We start from the raw sequence: 20213 nt of genomic DNA on the forward strand, positions 1-20213 counted from the left end.
CTATAATGGAACACATTCTGGCTGCAATTGTTGTAACTAGAGAGGAGATCATTAACCTCATGCCTATCCAAACAGAAACGGAGCTTTATGCACCGATTAAACAATATTTCGAGCAGCGAGGATACACCGTCCGCGCCGAGATTAAGCATTGCGACTTAGTTGCCATTCGCGGTGATGAGACGCCAATCATTGTCGAATTGAAAAAAAGCTTCAATATTCCGCTCCTCGTGCAAGGCATCGATCGCTTGCGCCTGACGGATCAGGTCTATGTCGCTTTCGAGCTTCCCAATAAAGGACGTGCGCCGCATCGACTGCAATGGGAAGAGATTCGACGTTTATGCCGCATGCTCGGCCTAGGTGTCCTGACTGTCCAATTTTTCAAACGCAAACAGCCCGCAGTGGATCTCGTCTGCGAGCCTACTCCCTATCTATTACGCCCAAATAAGCGCGCTGCCTTGAAAGTCGTCAACGAATTTCATGAACGAAGCGGGGATTACAACGTCGGAGGCAGCTCTCAGCAGAAGCTCATGACTGCCTATCGCGAGAAATCACTTCATTGCGCCTACCTCATGCGTCAGCATGGACCACTCAGTCCTCGTCAGCTTCGCGATTACACAAGCAATAAAGCCGTGAGCTCCCTGCTTCAAAAAAACTACTATCGCTGGTTCGTACGCCAAAGCCGCGGCATTTATCATATTACCCCACTTGGGGAGCAGGCGTTAGCAGAGTATGCCCATGTTGTAACTGCTTTTCCAGGGGCGGAAACGTCCGACACGACTAAAATCTTATCTACTATTAACCCTTAAGAGCGAACTACAACGCGATGTATGTTCGCTTCTTCCTTTAACATCAGCAGTGCTTTGTTCATCCAGATCGCGGCCTGCGCCCCTTCTCCCATGGCAATCGTCACTTGCTCCGCATGAACACCTACGTCCCCAGCTGCCCAGACGAAGGGCACACTCGTCATTTTACTGCGGGGATCAGTAACAATGTGGCGATTCTCCAATCGCTCCGCGCCTAATTGCCGTGCCAAATCCGACTTCACTTCATTCCCGCCGAAGGCGATAAACCCGCGATCCGCAGCGATTCGCTCCCCATTTGCCAAAACAACACCGCGAAATAAGCCACTCTCTTCTGCCATCACCGCATCAATATCTTCCGCGACATAGGTGATTCTCTTTTCCTTCAACTTTGCTAAAAGCTCGCTCTTCACAGCTTTCTGCTCATGATTCACATAGGTAAGCTTGTCCGTACGCGTACTAAGCGTCAGGGCCATTCCCGCTCCTGAATCACCAGAACCCATCACAATAGTCTGTTTGTTTTTAATCTCATAGCCATCACAATCTGGACAGACGTAAACAGTTAACCCTAGACAGTTTTTCAGATTGGGCAGCTCGGGAATACGGTCCAAAAGTCCTGTAGCCAAGAGTAAAGTTGGAGCTTCATATCCCTTACCCGACTTCCCCCATAGCTCAAATCCATCTCCAGGTTTACCTTTGTTTACAGCTTGTACGACTTCATCATTAGCGAAAGTTACACCCAGCTTCTCAGCTTGAAGCCTCCCTAGTCGGCGAAGCTCTTCACCCGATACACCATCCGGCCACCCCAAAAGGTTATGATAGCTTTTACATAAGGTAGACCGGCCATAGCCGGCGTCAATAACAAGCACACGATGCTCATATCTCCCTAATTGAATTGCCGCTTGAAGTCCAGCAATACCTCCGCCAACAATCAGGCTGTCATACCGCTCCATAACCGCACGTCCTCTTCTCCTGTCATCTACTTCCTAGGATATCCGAGTTAACGCGCTTTCATGCTCCGCTCATTGATTCTTAATCGACCATACCAGGGCAATTTGTGACATCGCTGCAATCATTAAAATCCATGGGATTAAGCCCCCATCCATATCACTGCCAAATGAGATTAAACAAATAATAGAAATCACACGTCCAACATTTAAGAAAAATTCCCTAACAACAACACTTTCTACTTTCAATTGGCCTTTAAGCGGCAGCTTCGCAATGAGGCCATAATAATAGCCTGTCATTGTATTCCCTTGCAGCGGAGCGAAAATAGAGTGCAAAATCATGAAGCCTACAACGGTCCATACATTAACACTCCCTAGTAAAAATGAAACACCAATAAGGTAGCCGAGTGTTGATATCGCTAAATATAGACGAGCTTTACTAGCATTTGCATATTTGGATATAAAAATGCCCATTACGATCGATAGACTTGAGTATAATACACCGAGATAGCCGACAATATCTTCACGTGGCATCACCTTGAAAAGCAGAATATTCGGCAAGAAAAGCATTGTTCCTTGAAGCAAGCCCATTCCCAGGAATCCAAATAGCGCTTTCAACCAGTCACGTTCTTTCTTCATTATAAGACCAGTCAGTTTCAAGTAATAAACGCGATGATGTCCACTTGAAGCTTTAATTTTCAATGAAATCAGCGCAGCTAGTAAGAACATACAGAACGCAATAGAGAAGACGATGGTGTAACCGCTAAGGCCTTCTTTTAAACGGATAATGAATCCGGCAAGCGCCGGCCCTGCTAAGGTTGCTGCTGTGAAAAAAATCATATTAAATGCCAGATAGCGAATCCGGTTCTGTTCGTTAGACACATCATACATCAGAGTTAAATAACCTACCCAGTAAAAAGCACTGGCAAGTCCATTAAAAATGGCAAATAATATATAATATTCGACCAGTTTTTCCCCAGCTAGAATGACGCTCAAATAGAAAAGACCTATGAGCATGATACCTAGACGATACGATACCATCCGGTCTTTCTTCTTAATCATGAGGCCGCCAAGGGCAAAGCCAATCGGTGTCAAGATGAAAACGATCATACTGTATGTACCATTCACTACGACACTGTGCGTTAACCGCCATAAGTATAAGTTTAAGAACACGCCCGACATGGAAGCGCCAAACTGAAAAGTAGAATGAATAATTAATGAAATTACGGCCTCACGAGACAAATGCTTCTCACGCGGAAGTGAATTTCCTCTGCTATGCAGCCAAGACCTGATTCTGATTATCATCATAGACCTCCAGTCTTCTTCATTGTAACAGCCTATTCCTTTTCTGTTAAACAGCAAAAAGCCTCAGCATTGGCGCTGAGGCTTTATTACCACCCATTATGGAGTTACTTCTTAAGGCTATCCCATGTTTTCTGGAATTCCTCAAGCATTTGATCCTTCGTATACTTCTTCGCAACATACCCTTGCATAATGTCGCCGAATTTTTTACTGGAAGCTTCGCCGCCTGGGAATTTAAACCAGTTCCAGCTAAGTGTTTTACCAGCTTTGCTGTAAGCGATGATGTCAGCTGCCAAAGGTCCTAGAACTTTCTCGTCAGCAGGAATGGATTTGAAGGCAGGAATGAATTTGAATTCTTCCGTAATGTATTTCTTACCGATATCAGAACTTACCATCCAGTTCAAGAATTTCTTCGCTTCGTCTTTCACAGCAGAGTTTTTGTTGATAACCCAGTTGTTTGGTACACCAACGAACAATTTATCGTTCGCTGCAGCGTCATCGTTGATTGGCATTGGCAAGAAACCAATTTTGATGTTCGGGTTTGTTTTTGTAATTTGAACTTGAGTCCAGTTACCTTGTTGCGTCATTGCTGCTTTTCCTGTAGCAAAATCAGTTACTTGTGTATTGTAATCAGTTTGAAGCGGATTTTTGTTACCGTATTTCAACTGAAGATCAAACAGTTTTGACCATTGGTTAAATACTTCGTTACCCGGAATTTTAGCAGTTCCTTTGTTCAAGCCATCAATGAAGGCATTTGGATCCTTCTGGTAAGCAAACGGAAGGTTTACGAAGTGGTTACCCAGTACCCACCACTCGCCATAGCCGGTTTCAAATGGAGTAATTCCTTTTGCTTGAAGCTTTTTAGCTGCATCTTCGAGTTGAGTAAGGGTTTTTGGCAATTCGGTAATGCCGGCTTGTGCAAACAAATCTTTATTATATTGGAAACCATAACCTTCAAGGTTCAACGGTTGGCCGTAAAGCTTACCATTTTTCGTCATTGGCTCTTTCGCTACATCTACAAGATCCTTAACCCATGGTTGATCGGAAAGATCCTCTAGGTTTTCAATCCATTTGTCCATATCCGAGAAACCACCGTTGTTGAAAATATCCGGTTTGTCACCCGAGTTGAATTTCGCAAGCAAAGCTGCGCCGTAGTCAGCACCGCCGCCTACTGTATCCACTTGAATTTTAACATTAGGATTCAGCTTTTGATATTCTTGAATTAATTTGCCAAGTTGATCGGCGATTTCTACTTTGAATTGGAACATTTTAATTGTAACTGGTTTACCGCCTGCAGCAGGTGCTGCTGTTGCCGCTCCACCCGTTGTTGCTGATGGAGTTGGCGCTGTTTCTTTCTTCGCGCAGCCAGCAGCAACTAAAGATAGTGATAGTACAGCCGCCATACTGATCATTGTTAATTTTTTCATTGAGGTAAAGCCTCCCTTTTAGTTTCAATCAGCTTACCCTGATAACGTTTCATTAACTCGTCATCAGCTTACATGGTTTATTGTAAACACTTACTTAAACCCTTAACACAGAGAATATTGAACATAAAGGTGGAAGATTTTGAACATATTTGCAAAACTGTTAACCTTTTACGGAACCAGCCGTAATGCCTTCAACAATATGTTTCTGCATCGCTAAGAAGAAAATAACGATCGGCAGGACCCCGAGTGTAAGACCAGCCAAGGCCAAATCCCATTGCTTCGTATATTGACCAAAGAAAGAAAACGTAGCTAAAGGTATTGTTCTCAGGTCTGGACTATTTAACACGAGTGAAGGAAGCAAATAATCATTCCATATCCATAAACTGTTTAAGATAATGACTGTCGTAGACATGGGCTTTAACAGAGGGAACACAATTCGCCAAAACACGCCATACGGCGAGCAGCCATCAACAGTGGCCGACTCTTCAATTTCAAGTGGAATAGATTTAATAAAACCATGGAATAAGAAGACGTTCAGGGAAACACCGAATCCGAAATAACAAACAATTAAACCGAATTTGCTGTCCATGAGTCCAACCTCATTCGCCACACGCACAAGCGGAATCATGATGGATTGAAACGGAATAACCATAGCAGCAACGAAAGCTATAAATACAAGATTGTTGAATTTGCTTGCTTTGCGCACCATGCGATAAGCAGCCATGGAACTAATCAACACTAGCCCCACATTACTAAGCACGGTAATAATTAAAGAGTTCAGAAATGCACTTGGGAACTTCATGATGGTCCATACCTTCGTATAGTTGTCAAGATATAAGCTTGACGGAAGCTTCGCAGTGCTGGCAGCCAGCTCCGGAAATGTCTTAAGGGAGTTGACGATGACAAAGTAGAAAGGGACTAGAAATAAGAGTCCAATCAAGATGCCAAGCACCTCGAGAGTGAATAGTCGTCCAGAGTATTTTTTGACGGATTCCATTAAACTTCAACCTCCTTGCGTTTCGTATACATGACTTGGATGGTCGAAATAATGGCCACAACAACGAAGAATACTAACGCTTTTGCTGTTCCTAAACCATAGTTGTTATTGCGGAACGCTTCTTGATAAATATTGATGGAAACCGATTCTGTTGAGTTGAACGGTCCACCTTTGGTTAAGGCAAAGTTCAGGTCAAACATCTTGAAGTTCCATGAAATGGTCAGGAACAAACATACGGTAACTGCCGGCATAATGAGTGGTACGATAATGTTCTTAAGCACTTGTAATCTTGTAGCACCATCAATATAAGCCGCTTCAACCATATCTTTGGGCACATTCGATAGCGCCGCAATATAAATGATCATTAAGTAACCCGAACCTTGCCATATGCTAACAATAGCGATCGCCCAGAAAGCCGTCGGTGCATCACCTAACCACGGCAATTGGAAAAAGCTAAGATTCGTTAATTCACCTAAAGTCCCGAACCCTTTGACGAAAATAAACTGCCAAATGAAACCAAGTAGAAGTCCGCCAATAACGTTCGGCATGAAGAAAATAGTACGCAGTACATTTCTGGTTTTCAGTGCCTGAGTGAGCAAGAGCGCCAAAAGAAACCCGACAAGATTCGTGAGAATGACGTCCGTCACGGTTATTCTTGTTGTAAACCAGAATGCGTTGCGATAGTCGGTGTCATGAAAAAGAAGGTGCTTGAAATTGTCTAAGCCGTTGAACTTCACGGTTGTTGTCACACCATTCCACTCGGTAAATGAATAATAAATACTCATGAGAAAAGGAGTAACAACAATGAGCGCGAAAAAGATCAACGCTGGTCCGATAAACACCCATTGTTGGATAAGTCCTGCTAGCCCTTTGTTGTTCTTCATGGGAATTTCCCCCTTACGATTATGCAACTATACCTTAAGTATAAATCCCTTATTCTTGGTAAAACACAGATTCTCGTGATGCATTAGGTGGAATTTGTTGACCTCTCCTGCTACAATGTAGGGTGAAAAGTATAAACAGAAACCGAGTTGATGCACCTTGTTTCGTCATAGTATACGCAATAAATTAATCCTATTTTTGCTCATTGCGACGTTAGTTCCATTTACTACATCCATTGTTGTTTCTTATATATTCACCAAGGAGAAAGTCACAGAAGACACGATTACAAATAATTCGGCTCTGATATCTCAAGCAAAAATGAATTTATTAAACTACTTAAATGGTGTCGTCCAGGCGTCCACTACGATTTATACAGGTCAGTATTCATCTGTTGGTTATCTTTACGATATTCTGCAAACCGGGCAAGAAATCGATTATATGAGTGATAAGGTTATCAAAAGCGGGCTGCAGGTCATGTCCCATTCGGTTAAAGAGATCAAACAAATTTATCTTTACGCCTCCGTTAGCGACCGTTCTTATTTAGCGAGCAACGACATTCAAGGAAGCACGATCGGTAAATATGAATCTCTTCGGCAATTCCCCGAGAACAAAACCGTTTATTTTGAAACAACTCATGAAAGCCATAATTACAATATTGCACTTAATGTGTATTCTGCTCCAACCCCTGTCCTATCTATGCATCGTAAAATTATGTACTCCCCAAGTAACATCTCGATTGGTGAGCTGATCATTGACCTTCAGCTGAGTTTAGTCTCTGAAATATCTCAAAGCTTATTCACCCATGACCAAGAAGAACTGTATATCCTTGATGATAAGGGGTTCATCGTGTTCGGTCCTGACGTTTCTAAATGGGGACAACCTCTGGAAGAAAGCTGGGGAAATGAGGCGATTTATAGTAATCTCCAAAAAGGTTCCTATGAATGGAAAAAAGGCGCTTATGCGGGGATAAATATTTATGAAAAAATGAAAACTGACTATGTTGACTGGACGATCGTGAAACGGCTGCCCTATGAACAATTAACGAAAAATGCCCGACAGTTAACTTTAATTAATTCTTTAATCCTTACTTTGTTTATGCTGATTGTCATTGCCGGAACTATTTATATCAGTATTAAATTTACAGAGCCTATCAAACAATTGATTCGTTATATTACACGCATACAGGTGGGACAGGTCCAGTTAGGCCAATTGAATGCCGATATCGAGCTCTCTCGAACGGATGAAATGGGTATCCTCGCCAACCGCTTTCATGGCCTTATGCAGGACTTAAATCAAATGGTCATGCGCGAATATCGTCTTGAGCTTGCGAACAAATCGAATCAGCTTATGGCACTTCAAGCTCAGATTAATCCGCACTTTTTGAATAACGCGCTCCAATCGATCGGAACACTAGCTTTGCAGCATGATGCACCAAAAGTCTACGCACTGATTTCATCTCTTGCCAAAATGATGCATTACAGCATGAACACGAATGAATCCGTCGTTCCTTTGCGTAAAGAAATCGATCATATTAAAGCCTATCTCGAACTGCAAAAGCAGCGCTTCGAGCACCAATTCGAAATCATTTACGATATCGATGAAAGCACGAAAGCAATCTCGGTACCCAAGATGATCCTGCAACCGCTTGTTGAAAATTATTTCAAACATGGCTTTAAACCGGGCTCAGCTACGGGCTTATTACGTATTGAAGCGGTGAAGCTTATCGTTCATGAGGACGAATACTTGAAACTCATCGTCGAAGATAACGGAATTGGTATATCGGAGCAGAGGCTCCGCGAAGTAAGAAACAGACTGAATACCCCATCGATAACCGATGAGGCTTGTATTGGGCTTAGTAATGTGCTGACCAGAGTACAATTGTACTTCACTGATGATGCATTTCTTGATGTTGAGAACGTTCAGCCCCAAGGTCTACGGATCGTGATCCATATTCCTATGAAAAAGGGAGCACTTGAATGAAAGTATTACTAGTTGATGATGAGAAACATGTGCGCGACGCCATTCGCCTGCTTGTAAATTGGGAGCAGCACGGCATAGAAACGATATTAGAAGCTCAAGATGGCGAATCGGCCATCCAGATCGTAAGTCGTGAACATCCAGCGATTATTATGACGGATATGATGATGCCAATCATGAATGGCGTCAAATTGCTTGAGTGGCTGCATACGCATGCCCCTAACTCCAAAACGATCGTCATTAGCGGCCATGACGACTTCTCTCTGCTTCGCCATACGTTGCAGTATGGGGGAACGGACTATATTTTGAAGCCTATTGATCCTGAGCAGTTGAATGAAGCGTTAGATAAAGCCATTCAAGCTTGGAATAAGGATGAGGAGCTCCGTCATACCAATCGAGAGCTAAATATAGAAATGAACCAAATTAAGCCCATGTATTGGGACAAGTTGTTATCGAACATAATTGCCGAACCCTCCGCTTATGATCAAGCGGCCGAGCAGCTCGAGAAAGAGCTTCATTTATCCCGGACAACTCGAGAATGTCGTGTCGCTATTTTATCTTTAGATACGATGGAACGGAGTGTGAAGAATAAGTTCAGTCATAATCTAGACTTACTTCTCTTCTCGCTAATTAATATATGTAATGAATTCCTCGTTAACGATCAACGCGGTTATGCTTTCCGCCATTGGACCAGTGATAACGAAATTGTATTGCTTCTATGGAAGGATCAATCTGGTTCTGAGTCATTTCTCGCAAAAATTAATGAAGGGATACGAACCGCGCTTCATACCCGCGTGGATTTCGGTATTGGAAGCACACAAAGCTTTCCAACGAACATGGCTTTATCCTATCAGGAAGCCCGTAATGCCCTCAGACAGCGAAATCTCAAATCTAAGGAAACATGGATTCACAGTACATTACAAACAGCCAAAACGGTTCAACCGGCGCTTACTTTCAGCCAATACGAGGAACGGATTCAACTCGCTATACGCAGCGGCAGCATGGACCAAATTCAAGAAACAATTCAAGAATGGATGGACGCTGTCAAATTGAGCGAAACCATTACACTTGAACAGCTCGACCATTGGTGGCGGGAATACAGGGTGATGAAGCGCCGTTGGGTGCAGCAATTTTTCTCTAACATTAGTGAAGATCAGGTCAAGCAGCTTCTCCTGGATGAACCATCCAGTTTGATCGTTCCGCTGGATGAATACGGTATCCTATCCCTCTCACTTTGGCAGCAGGAACTCACTCGGAGCATTGTTCACTTATCGAAGCTGCTTCTTGAGAGTCAGCAGAAGGACAAAAGTGTTATTTTTGAAATCGCCGAGTTCCTTGAGAAGCACTATCACGAAGATGTCTCGCTTCAGGATATTGCGAATCGATTCTACCTCAGCCGCGAGTACATCTCACGGAAATTCAAACAAGAGTTCGAGGTTAATCTTTCTGACTATTTAGGGCAAATTCGTATGAGTAAAGCTAAGGTCTTGCTGCGCAACCCACATCTTCGGATTTCACAAGTAGCCGAGATGGTCGGTTACCAGGACGAGAAATATTTCAGCAAAGTTTTCAAAAAACTAGAGGGACTCACCCCGAATGAGTATCGAAAAACAACGAATTCTATCTAAAATTCTGTAAAAAATATGGAATATGTTATACTAGTAAACAGAGGTGATTTTCATGAACATGCCCATCGAGACTACGACTGCGAATTCTTTCCCTCGTGCTGCTTCGAAGGCTACCAAGGTAAGAAAGAAAACGTACGTATACTTGTTTGTGGGTTGGGTCATGCTGATCGCAATCGGAGTGGCCGCCGCTATGATGTACACAGAGCATTTGAGGCAAAAAATTGCAACCGATATCGCCCAGCAAACCCAGCAACAACTGCAAGTGGTTCAACAAGACTATCAGAAGCAAGTTACCCAATTGAAAGATAGCGTTACGACCGACATGAAAGCTTTACAGACAAAGGTAGACTCACTGAATGAATTACTGGCTTTCACGAAGGACAGCGCTAACAGCAAAACCGATAACAGCAACCAACTCTATACGCAGCTTGCCGACGTTAAGAAGAAGCTGGAAGAACTGCAAAAAAATCTGGATGTGTTAAAGTAATGAACGTAATAAGCATTCAACAAATAAACCGCGTGCTTCTACTTGCATGCGCACCGTTTCTGGGGATGCTGATTTGGCTGCTTTTCGTTACGGCGAATGTCCCTATCAACCCGTTGGTACATAAGGCGTCTACGCCGATCTCTTTTCAACAAGAAACGCTGACGCTGGATAACTTGCTGACCAAAGCAAATAGCGACGCGGTGCAAACCAAATCCATCATTCAGCAATATTTCCAGCTTTATGAGAAAAGTTCCGCAGAAGTAGCAGCCATGCTCCAAAACGCTGCAGCACAAGCTGCCAAACCCGGCATTATCTATGATACTCGAATAACCGCCAGGCTCGGCAGCCCAATTAGACAAGCTTCTTCCGGGAATATCGACTTGAAACTTTTCGCTTTGAATGAAAGCAACTATAAAGGTTATGCTCTTAAGGTTAACCTTAAGAGTGATAAAGCCATTAAACTTGTGCTTGGCAAGGATAAAATTGGCTCCAGTGAAACAACGTTAGATGCAGTTACACGTTATGGGGCTATCGCCGGTGTGAATGCAGGAGGCTTTGCTGATGATAATAAAGGCAAACGCTATCCGCTCGACACAACCATCATGAATGGGAAGTATGTGAATGGCTTCTTTCCTACCAACAACGATACGACCTTCATTGGCCTGAATAAAGACCGCAAGCTCATTGGCGGTAAGTTCAGTTCTCAGTCTGAGCTCGACAAATTGAACCCGCTTATGGGATCTACCTTCGTTCCGGTTCTCCTGAAGAACGGAAACAAGATGTCGATTCCCTATCAGTGGCAAAGTTCACCGGCAAGAGCAGCGCGGACCATCATGGCCAACTACAAGCACGATCAACTGTTGTTTATTGTGACCGACGGTTACGACGAGAGCGGCAATTCGGGAGCAACACTTGCTGAGCTGCAGGACAAAATGCAGCAATTAGGCATCGTGGATGCTTATAATTTGGATGGGGGCGGCTCTACCACTTTAGTATGGGGGGGCAGCGTCCTCAATCGCCCGTCTGATGGGAAGCTTAGACCGCTAGCCACCAACTTTCTATTTTTTAAATAACCGAAATTATTCACACTTTATTCGTTTCTTTTTTTAGAATGGTTGGGTATAATAAGCTTTAACGAAGATCCCAAGCGGAAAGACTTTGAGCAAGCTCAAAGATCCCTATATATGGAGGTGCAGCAATGTTCGGCTTATCAACAACATTTTGGCTCGTTAACACTGTTTTTGTATTATTCATCGTCGCTATGATGACGGCTTCCTATAACGAGGATAAAACCAAAGGTCTATAAACAATTGAAATGCAAGAAAAAAAGCATCTGCTTTCTCTGTTAAGAGAAAACGATGCTTTTTCTTTTATTGCTCTTATGCTCGAACCTTTAGCAAGTTCATTTCAGTTACACATACGCCGCAAATATAGCGCTCTTTGAATTCACTGACACTTTCCATACTTCCGCAGAACACACATTTTGGACGATATCTCTCCAGTATGATATGGTCACCCTGCACCAAAATTTCGACAGGATCTCCTTCATTCATTTGATATCGTTTTCTTAACGATTTAGGCAGTACAATACGTCCCAATTGATCGACTTTACGAACGACTCCGGCTGGCTTCATCATAGGACTTCACCTCTCTTCCGCTCACGTTTTCCATGCTCTCTACTTCATCTAGCATATCTATACGGACTGATACGGATTAGTATTCGCCGTTATTTTAGAAACTCCTGCTAATAACATGCTGAAACTTTCTTTTCCTGTCAAATATGTCGGCACAGCCCTAATATTGATAGGCCTTAAGCTCTAATCAAGACCAACGAAACCGGTTTGCCGCAAGCCCTCATACAGCATAATCGCTGCCGAATTCGATAAATTGAGCGATCTGACAGCATCTGACATCGGCAGCCGCAGCAAGGTTTCGGGATGTTGAGCTAACAATTCCTCTGGAAGTCCTTTCGTTTCTTTGCCAAATACAAAAAAGTCTCCGTCCTGAAATGTAAATTCTGTGTAACGTTTGGTGGCCTTCGTTGTTGCAAAGAAAAAACGATGTTCTTTGTAAGCCTCTAGCACCTCATCAAATGAGTCATGATACTCGAGTTTAACCGAGTGCCAATAGTCTAATCCGGCGCGCTTTAAGGTCTTGTCATCCGTCTGGAAGCCTAGCGGTCTAACCAAGTGGAGATACGTGCCTGTCGCTGCGCAGGTTCTGGAAATGTTACCTGTGTTTGCAGGAATCTCAGGTTCTACTAATACAATATGAAAAGCCATCTCTGTCAAATTCACCTCATTCTCTATCCTATTATAAGCGAATGCGGAATGCAATTTTACACAGGGTTAACTTTATCTTAATATCTCGATGATAGAGCGCTGTCATAATAGAGTTATCCTCGATAAAAGGAGTCCACCCATCGATGAAAAAGAAAATCCTGGTTGTTGACGACGAACCTTCCATCTCCATGCTTATAGAATTCAACTTGAAGCTTGTAGGCTTCGAAGTCCATTGTGTTTTCGATGGCGAAGCTGTGTTCGATGCTATCCAAACGTTTCGCCCCGATCTCATCGTTCTCGACTTAATGCTGCCGAAGATGGACGGGTTCCAAGTGTGCCGCAAGCTTAGAAACCAGAATAACCTCGTTCCTATTATTATGCTTACAGCTATGCAAGATCTAACGGATAAAATTGCCGGCTTGGATAACGGTGCTGACGATTATATGACCAAACCCTTTTCACCTCAGGAGCTCATTTCTCGAATTCAGGCCATTCATCGTCGAATCCAAACCTTACCATCCTCGACAGAAAATGCGCCCATTACGATTGGCCAAATCGCCATTAAAGCCGATCAACGCGAAGTCATGGTGAATGGCTCCCCGATCGAACTTACACCTAAGGAATTCGAGCTGCTGCTCTTCCTGTGTAAGCATCGCGGCAAAGTCCTTAGCAGACAGCAGCTTCTCCATGGGGTGTGGGACTATCACTTCCTCGGAGATACCCGTATCGTCGATGTGCATATCTCTCATTTGAGAGATAAAATTGAGAACAATGCGCGCAATCCGGAATATATTATGACCATCAGGAACGTTGGCTATAAGCTAACTGAGCCTGTTGTGAAGGAATCTCTGGCTTAATGCCCTCTTCGCCTTTCCCTTCCGCATTCGGCGGAGCACCAATACGAAAAGGGCTGTCCCTCAAGTCTACTTGAAGGCAGCCCTCTTTTTATTGAAATTTTGTTGGCTTTGTGGACAGCGCCTTTCTTTGTCTATCCCTTATTGTGCAGCCCCGACCGCCGTAAGCCAAGCTTTGGCTATTAGCGCATGCCCTGCCGGTGACGGGTGTACGCCATCTGGCGCCCAGTAGCTGGAAGGTGCGAGCATCGAAGCCTGTGCGAATATGCCGTCAAGCGGAACCAAAAGGGCACCAAATTCCCGAGCCAACTCCCGGACGACATTGATTTTGGGATCGAGATCCTCACGCCACAGCTTTCGGTCTTCCGGCACTGGCAGTACGAATGGCTCGATCATAATAAGCTTGGCCCCAAGCTCCTCTTTCGTACGAACAAGCAGTTCCCGATAACCTTTTTCGAATTCTTCGGTAGATGTAGGATCGTTCCGGTCATATCGTCTCCAGCAGTCGTTAATACCTATATAGATAGATACCCAACTCGGCCCCAGTTCGATACAATCCTCTCCCCAACGGGATCGGAGGTCTTTCACTCGATTCCCGCTAATTCCTCGGTTCAAGAATGTGACTTGTTGTTCCGGATAAGATGAACCGAACAGTGCGGCTGTCATCAAAGCATACCCTTTGCCCAAATCAGACGAATTATCCCTAACCCTTCCGGCATCCGTAATACTATCCCCTTGAAATAACACGATATCACCTTGCTTGAATGGCACTCCCATTTTGCACATCCTCCTACACTGAATTAACCTTTTAAAATCCGTAAAGACGCCAAGGTTTATGTCCGCCAAAATAGCGGGCAACCTTCCGCGGAGATTCCACGGGAAAGATTCGCCAATCAGGCATCTCCGTACCTCGGGAAAGGATTGCTTCATCCCCTTTGTTCAAATCCAAAACGATTTCGTCTTCACCCGCTTTTACATAAACGGTATGCTCGGCAACTCTGGTTCCGGATATCGTCCAGCGAATTACACCGGTCCAGCCTGTCCTGATAACACACGGCTCCCCGGCCAAACTCTTCACTCGAATCATTTGGGTTTCACCATCACGACGCACGGCGCTGACTAAGAATACCCCTTCGGTTCGCAAATTCTCGAAAGACGCTTCTTGCCACTCATCGGGCACTGCGGGGAATACCCGTATCTTGCCGCCCCAGCTTTGAAGCAGCATGTCGTGGATAGCTTCTGCACCAGCCAGTGGCGTTTCGATGACAGGCCCTGCTTCTTTATACATTGTATTCGGTTTCAAGAGCAGCATCAACGATTGCAAATAACGCAGCGCCTCATCTCCTGAGCCGAGAATAGCAGCTATGGAAGCCGCCCCAGTAAGGCTGAAACCGCGCAAGTCGCCTTCCTTTCCAATCCAATGACGCAGTGAGGTAGCGATCAGCTTCCGATCCTCCTCATTGTCACAGCCGATCAAGTGGAGTGGAAAAATCGCAAGCAGATGACTGAAATGTCGATGACCGTATGCTAGAGGCGTGTCTTGTCCAATCATGAACCCAGTCTCATCTACAGGTAACGGAGCCAACCTTTCCAGTACTTCCTTCCATTTCCCGGTAAGTGGATCATCCACCTTCAGCCGCTGGCATATTTCTAAAAGGGTCAGGCAGCCCCAGCGCAGCAAGGCTAGGTCGTAATGACAGTCGCGTACCTTTGTTTTCATAAAGGAGCCATATTCAGGTGAAATGGTAGGCGGAAGATGCAAGCAGCCGTCATTGCCTTCTTCAAGAATGTGAAGATAGTAGTTCACACTTCTGCGCAAAAGAGGAAATAACATGGTTTTGAGCATCTCTTCATCCATGCTGTACCGATACTGCCGCCACACATTATGGCAAATCCAGTTCAAATTCCCTACTTCATCATCAACTTTAGCCCGCAAATCATAGCTGCAGCTGCGACCAAGTCCTGCGGAATCATGTCTGCAGGACTCCGGAACGTTGGTTATTAGATTTTCCATGTTTTCGTCTAACGCGCGAACAAGAGACTTCCCTATGTCCAATCGATTAGCGGTATACACCGGTGAATAACTCATTTGCACATTCATATTGAACCAAACACCCGGCCATGGCGATGAAGTAAGCCACGGACCTTGATTATCGATCAAGGGCTGATCCGCTCTCGTAGCTGAGGCCAATTTATACATTTGTATCCAATAGAAGCTTTGGAGCCGCCCATCCGGAATTGAGACGAAGCTTTGCCGATAATAGGCGTGCCACCAGTTACGATGAGCTTCCACCCACACATCGAAATCATCGTTAGAAGCTTGAACAACCGCATTTACCACTTTACCAATTGCAGCTTCGTTATACCCGTTAGTAACGGAAATGAAGCATATTCGGCGATTGGGCGACAACTGGACTTCCTTCCAGGCTGTCACACACCCATCCTTGCCTGAAAATCGCTGAATGCAAAGGTACACGCCATCTCTAGCCGTTTTTTCCACATCAGTTGCAGGTATATATTGATTTAAATTAAAGCCATCCGCATTTTTCAGCACGTGATCCACATCCGGGTATGCATACCACGCAAACTGCGCAGCGCTCTCCCCTTCTGATGTCTCCATCTCGATGGCCATGACCGCTTCCTCGCTATGGATAATGGAGCGAAGCTTTACCTCGCCCCTTGTCGTCGTCAAATGAGCACGAAGCTCCGCGTTCCATAAGTCCACCCGCATACTAGTCGGATGATAAATCATGCCTTCCATCTCCAGATCAAGCTCACCAATGGGCACGCGTGGAGGAAATCCGGGCTTATCCGTCCGGTTTGCCGTTACATCTGTGCGTCCCGTTACAAAACGGAGCACGTGCCGTTTCTTGGCATTTTCCTCCCCATATACCATCGCACCGATCGAACCATTGCCAATGAAGGCTCCTTCATCCCAACTAACGGGCTTTACTACCCACTCCATATCATTGTCGGCCATAAAATGTTCCCACTCGATGTCATTCACTGTCAGCAGCCTCCTCTAACCTTTAATCGCTCCGATCAGAGCGCCTTTGACGAAATATTTTTGGAGAAAAGGATATACAAGCAGAATCGGTACCGTTGCCACAATAATGGTCGCGTACTTCAACGTAACCGTTAGCATGGCCGAGGCGCCGTCTGAGGCTCCTAAGTTGGAGCTTGCTTCCCCTTGGAGCAAAATTTCGCGCAGCACAAGCTGCAGCGGATAGAGCGACCGGTCCTGCAAGAAAATCATCGCGTTAAACCAAGAATTCCAATGACTGACGCCATAATACAATAACATAACGGCAATAACCGGCATGGAAAGCGGCAAAATGATTCGGAACAAAATGACAAAGTCATTCGCTCCATCTATTTTGGCCGACTCCTCCAACGCATCAGGAATCGCTTCGAACGCGGTTTTCATCAGAATGAGATTAAAGGTGTTAATCGCTTGAGGAATAATGAGTGCCCATAGCGAATCGACGAGTCCAACTCCTTTAATCGTCAAGTAGAGAGGAATCAATCCACCGCTGAAAAACATCGTGAACACGATAAATAGCAGAAGCGGTTTACGGTAAGCCAAGCTTTTCCTTGATAATGCGTAGGCCCCGAAAGCTGTAAGTACGATATTGAAAAACAGACCCACCAGCACTACAAAAAACGTATTCCCGTATCCTTTCAGGATCATGGGGTTTCGAAACACATTTGTGTAAGCATCCAGTGAAAATCCGAGCGGCCGCCATAAAATGCCTTTGTGCCCCATCAGAGCCCCAGCATCACTAACGGACGCAAACGCCACATAAACAATGGGATATATCGTAATGATCATTAAGAAAGTCAAGAAAATCACATTGATAGAATCAAAGCTTTTTTCTGAAAATGTTGCCCGATTCAGCATGAGAATGCCTCCTTTCTACCATAAGCTAGTATCATTAAATTTACGGCTTAACCAGTTGGAACAAATGAGCAAAATAAAATTGATCACAGAGTTAAACAAGCCAACTGCTGAGCTAAAGCTATAATTGAAATCTTGTAAACCGACCCGGTACACGTAAGAAGATATCACATCGGCCGTTTCATAAGTGCCTGGATTGTAAAGCAAAATGATTTTTTCGAACCCGACGTTCATCATTTTTCCGATCTCCAAAATGAGCAGAATGATGATCGTCGGCATTAAGCCGGGAAGCGTCACATTCGTCATCTGTTTCCATCTGCCTGCGCCGTCTATTTTAGCCGCTTCATATTGCTCCTGATCAATGCCGGTCAAAGCCGCCAAAAAGATGATCGTTCCCCAACCGATATGCTGCCACACACCCGACGATACATAGACGGAACGGAAAAAGCTCGGTTCAAGTAAAAATGTCGTTCGCTCCCCGCCGAAAAAGGCAATCACATCATTTATGACGCCATCACTGACGGTGAAATCTTTGATGATGCCGCAGATGACAACCAGTGAAATGAAATGAGGCATATACGTAAGGGTCTGAACCGTGCGTTTAAATAAGGCATGTCTCACTTCATTGAGAAGAAGCGCTAGCACGATCGGTGCCGGGAATCCGAACAATAGCTGATAGAAGCTGATAAGTACTGTGTTTTTTATTGTCCTCCAGAAATAAGGTCCGGTAAAGAAGGCTTGAAAATGTTCAAAGCCTACCCAATCGCTCCCCCAAATGCCAAGTCGTGGAGAAAAATCCTTAAAGGCAATAATAGCTCCATACATCGGCCCATAATGAAAGATCACATAATAAAGCAGCACTGGGATGAGCATGACATAAAGCAGTTTATTTCTACGAATATCGATCAATATCCCTAGTCGGGATCTCTTTTTCGCAATGAAGGGAATGATTGTTTCAGGACTCATTGTGTTCATTTCTCTGCTCCCTCTCTATCCTTGGGCTAATTTACTTGCAGGTGAATACCAACTACTTAGTATGAGAGGCGTAGTTTTCCGTATTCACCTGCAAGATGCCCTAAAGGTATTATCTTTTGTTGTAGCGGTCAAGCGCATCCTGATAAATTTTCGTCACCTTATCGATACCCATTTCATTAATGCGTTTTACATACTCATCAAACTTCTCGACGGGTTCCTTGCCCATGATGAATTTCACGAACATTTCTTCTTTATAACTGGTAATCGCTGTGTTAAGTTTGGCCAATTCTTTACTTTCTTCTACCGTTGGAGTTATGAATAGTGGCATTACATGCTTAGCCGCGTCCGTTTCACCCCAAATTTTAATCGCTTCGTCCTGTTCCTTGAATGTGTTGAAGCTTTTTCGAACATCACCTAGAAAAGGGCCATTCGGTTTCGTATATTGGGATACCATTTGTTGCAGGTTAAACTTCTCATTTTTAGTAATTTTTTCGCTAAATTTAGGGACATTGTTTTCCATCTTGTAGCTCTCGCCTTCAATACCGAAGTTGAACAGCAGGCTGCCTTTTTCACCGTAAGCATAATCCAACCATTTAACGGCAAGCTCAGCATTCTTCGAATCGCCTGTTACCGCTTTGCTGGCAACCGGATTGTACTTGAAGTCACGCTGTCCGATAAAAGCGCGTTCCCCTTGCTTCAAGGTCGGATACGGAGCAGCAACCAGTTGGAATTTCGGGTTTTTCTTCTTCCCGGTATCCATCCATCTGCCCATGCCGCCGCTTAAAAGACCTACCGTTGCTCCCGCACTGTCACTCATTAATTTGTTGTCCAGCGCTTTGGAATCCGTGTTAAGCGCAAAGTCTTTATCAAGCAGTCCTTCCGCATACCATTTACGCAGCAAGGTCAAAGCATCTTTAAACTGCGGATCGATTGGACCGTATCTGACTTTGCCTTGATCATCGATATAAAACAGATTAGCCGTTTTAAAGGCGCCAATGAAGGCGTCCTGAATGTTCAGCTCGTTACTATACTGGGCAGTAAACGGTGCGGATGCGCCTTTCTTTTCTTTAAATGCTTTTAATACCGTATACCATTCGTCGATCGTCGTCGGAACCTGCAGGTTTAATTCATCCAGCCAGTCCTTGCGAATCATCGGACCTCGGAACACTAACCCATTGTCGGGACGAATCATCGGGAATACGTAATATTTGCCGCTGTCCGTTTTGATCATCTTGTCTAATTCCTTGTCTTGCTGAAGCAATTTCTTTAAGTTCGGCGCATTCTTGTCGATCAAATCATTAAGCGGAAGAATGACTTTATCTGCAATTGCTTTCTCGGGTCCGCCCGGATAAGCCGCAGTTCCGCCTCCACCCCAGTTATATTCAATAACATCCGGTAATTTATTAGATGCAATCATCAGATTGAACTGCTCCTTCGATTGCCCATCTGCCGGATGTGTATACTTCACTTTCACACCGGTTTCTTTTTCAAGCTGCATGCCAAAAGGTGATTCCGCCAGATTTGGAACAAAAGATGCCAAGTTGGTGTCGATCTGCTCCCAAGACGTTAGCGTTTCTTGTGTACTGATTGGATACTTAACTCCAGCTGCTGTTGGAGCAGCAGATGCTTTAGGTGAAGATGTGCTCACACCAGCCTCTTGTTTAGAACAACCAACGAACATACTAGATGCTACAACAACGCTTAATGCCATACTCAAAGACTTCTTGTTCACATATGTCCCCATGTAAATCCCCCTC

18 protein-coding genes are annotated in these 20213 nt (G+C 44.5%); 6 read left to right on the top strand and 12 right to left on the bottom strand.

The window, feature by feature from the left end:
- Positions 1-5 precede the first annotated feature (5 nt).
- Positions 6-806 (top strand): DUF2161 domain-containing phosphodiesterase, encoded by an 801-nt coding sequence (locus NYR53_RS27460; RefSeq protein ID WP_261302270.1) that lies wholly within the window; start codon positions 6-8, stop codon positions 804-806.
- On the opposite strand, the gene NYR53_RS27465 is transcribed toward NYR53_RS27460, so the two are convergent.
- The 5 genes from NYR53_RS27465 to NYR53_RS27485 all read right to left on the bottom strand — a co-directional run bounded on the left by NYR53_RS27465 (position 803) and on the right by NYR53_RS27485 (position 6357).
- Positions 803-1753: an NAD(P)/FAD-dependent oxidoreductase gene (locus NYR53_RS27465; protein WP_261302271.1), complete on the bottom strand. Its 951-nt coding sequence runs from the start codon at positions 1751-1753 to the stop codon at positions 803-805. The genes NYR53_RS27460 and NYR53_RS27465 overlap by 4 nt on opposite strands.
- 69 nt (positions 1754-1822) lie before the next feature.
- On the bottom strand, positions 1823-3052 hold the full coding sequence (locus NYR53_RS27470; RefSeq protein ID WP_261302272.1) for an MFS transporter: 1230 nt from the start codon (positions 3050-3052) through the stop codon (positions 1823-1825).
- A 104-nt stretch (positions 3053-3156) separates the two neighbouring features.
- Entirely contained in the window at positions 3157-4476 is a 1320-nt protein-coding gene (locus tag NYR53_RS27475; RefSeq protein ID WP_261302273.1) for an ABC transporter substrate-binding protein, read from the bottom strand.
- A gap of 160 nt (positions 4477-4636) precedes the next feature.
- Entirely contained in the window at positions 4637-5473 is an 837-nt protein-coding gene (locus NYR53_RS27480) for a carbohydrate ABC transporter permease (RefSeq protein WP_261302274.1), read from the bottom strand.
- Entirely contained in the window at positions 5473-6357 is an 885-nt protein-coding gene (locus NYR53_RS27485) for a carbohydrate ABC transporter permease (RefSeq protein ID WP_261302275.1), read from the bottom strand. The genes NYR53_RS27480 and NYR53_RS27485 overlap by 1 nt, the downstream gene beginning before the upstream one ends.
- Positions 6358-6673: 316 nt before the next feature.
- Between NYR53_RS27485 and NYR53_RS27490 the strand changes: the two genes are divergently transcribed.
- Genes NYR53_RS27490 through NYR53_RS27505 form a run of 4 tightly spaced genes read left to right on the top strand, consistent with a single transcriptional unit; the run spans position 6674 to position 11520 of the window.
- Positions 6674-8335 (top strand): sensor histidine kinase, encoded by a 1662-nt coding sequence (locus NYR53_RS27490; protein WP_261302276.1) that lies wholly within the window; start codon positions 6674-6676, stop codon positions 8333-8335.
- The gene (locus NYR53_RS27495; RefSeq protein WP_261302277.1) at positions 8332-9960 is read left to right on the top strand and encodes a response regulator; all 1629 of its coding nucleotides are present in this window, start codon (positions 8332-8334) and stop codon (positions 9958-9960) included. The genes NYR53_RS27490 and NYR53_RS27495 overlap by 4 nt, the downstream gene beginning before the upstream one ends.
- Before the next feature lie 52 nt (positions 9961-10012).
- A complete protein-coding gene (locus NYR53_RS27500; protein WP_047677233.1) occupies positions 10013-10447 on the top strand; it encodes a hypothetical protein in 435 nt (144 codons plus the stop codon).
- Complete coding sequence (locus NYR53_RS27505) at positions 10447-11520, top strand: phosphodiester glycosidase family protein (RefSeq protein WP_261302278.1); 1074 nt, start codon at positions 10447-10449, stop codon at positions 11518-11520. The genes NYR53_RS27500 and NYR53_RS27505 overlap by 1 nt, the downstream gene beginning before the upstream one ends.
- 306 nt (positions 11521-11826) lie before the next feature.
- Here NYR53_RS27505 and NYR53_RS27510 read toward each other — a convergent pair whose 3' ends face one another.
- Together NYR53_RS27510 and trmL are read right to left on the bottom strand one after the other, a co-directional pair.
- Positions 11827-12081, bottom strand: coding sequence for an AbrB/MazE/SpoVT family DNA-binding domain-containing protein (locus NYR53_RS27510; protein ID WP_047677456.1), 255 nt, complete (start codon positions 12079-12081; stop codon positions 11827-11829).
- A gap of 183 nt (positions 12082-12264) precedes the next feature.
- Entirely contained in the window at positions 12265-12729 is a 465-nt protein-coding gene (gene trmL, locus NYR53_RS27515; RefSeq protein WP_029196821.1) for a tRNA (uridine(34)/cytosine(34)/5-carboxymethylaminomethyluridine(34)-2'-O)-methyltransferase TrmL, read from the bottom strand.
- A 143-nt stretch (positions 12730-12872) separates the two neighbouring features.
- Here trmL and NYR53_RS27520 point away from each other — a divergent pair, with 143 nt between their 5' ends.
- Positions 12873-13586 carry a response regulator transcription factor gene (locus NYR53_RS27520; RefSeq protein ID WP_047677301.1) on the top strand — a complete coding sequence of 238 codons (714 nt, stop codon included), beginning with the start codon at positions 12873-12875 and terminating at the stop codon, positions 13584-13586.
- 138 nt (positions 13587-13724) lie between these two features.
- Here NYR53_RS27520 and NYR53_RS27525 read toward each other — a convergent pair whose 3' ends face one another.
- The 5 genes from NYR53_RS27525 to NYR53_RS27545 form a co-directional block, all read right to left on the bottom strand.
- Positions 13725-14360 (bottom strand): SGNH/GDSL hydrolase family protein, encoded by a 636-nt coding sequence (locus tag NYR53_RS27525; protein WP_261302279.1) that lies wholly within the window; start codon positions 14358-14360, stop codon positions 13725-13727.
- A 31-nt stretch (positions 14361-14391) separates the two neighbouring features.
- A complete protein-coding gene (locus tag NYR53_RS27530; RefSeq protein WP_261302280.1) occupies positions 14392-16590 on the bottom strand; it encodes a glycosyl hydrolase family 95 catalytic domain-containing protein in 2199 nt (732 codons plus the stop codon).
- A 15-nt stretch (positions 16591-16605) separates the two neighbouring features.
- Complete coding sequence (locus tag NYR53_RS27535; protein WP_261302281.1) at positions 16606-17484, bottom strand: carbohydrate ABC transporter permease; 879 nt, start codon at positions 17482-17484, stop codon at positions 16606-16608.
- Positions 17485-17499: 15 nt separating this feature from the next.
- Positions 17500-18456 carry an ABC transporter permease gene (locus NYR53_RS27540; protein ID WP_261302282.1) on the bottom strand — a complete coding sequence of 319 codons (957 nt, stop codon included), beginning with the start codon at positions 18454-18456 and terminating at the stop codon, positions 17500-17502.
- A 109-nt stretch (positions 18457-18565) separates the two neighbouring features.
- On the bottom strand, positions 18566-20200 hold the full coding sequence (locus NYR53_RS27545) for an extracellular solute-binding protein (protein ID WP_261302283.1): 1635 nt from the start codon (positions 20198-20200) through the stop codon (positions 18566-18568).
- Between the last annotated feature and the right edge of the window lie 13 nt (positions 20201-20213).

The organism is Paenibacillus andongensis, assembly GCF_025369935.1.
Classification (GTDB): domain Bacteria; phylum Bacillota; class Bacilli; order Paenibacillales; family NBRC-103111; genus Paenibacillus_E; species Paenibacillus_E andongensis.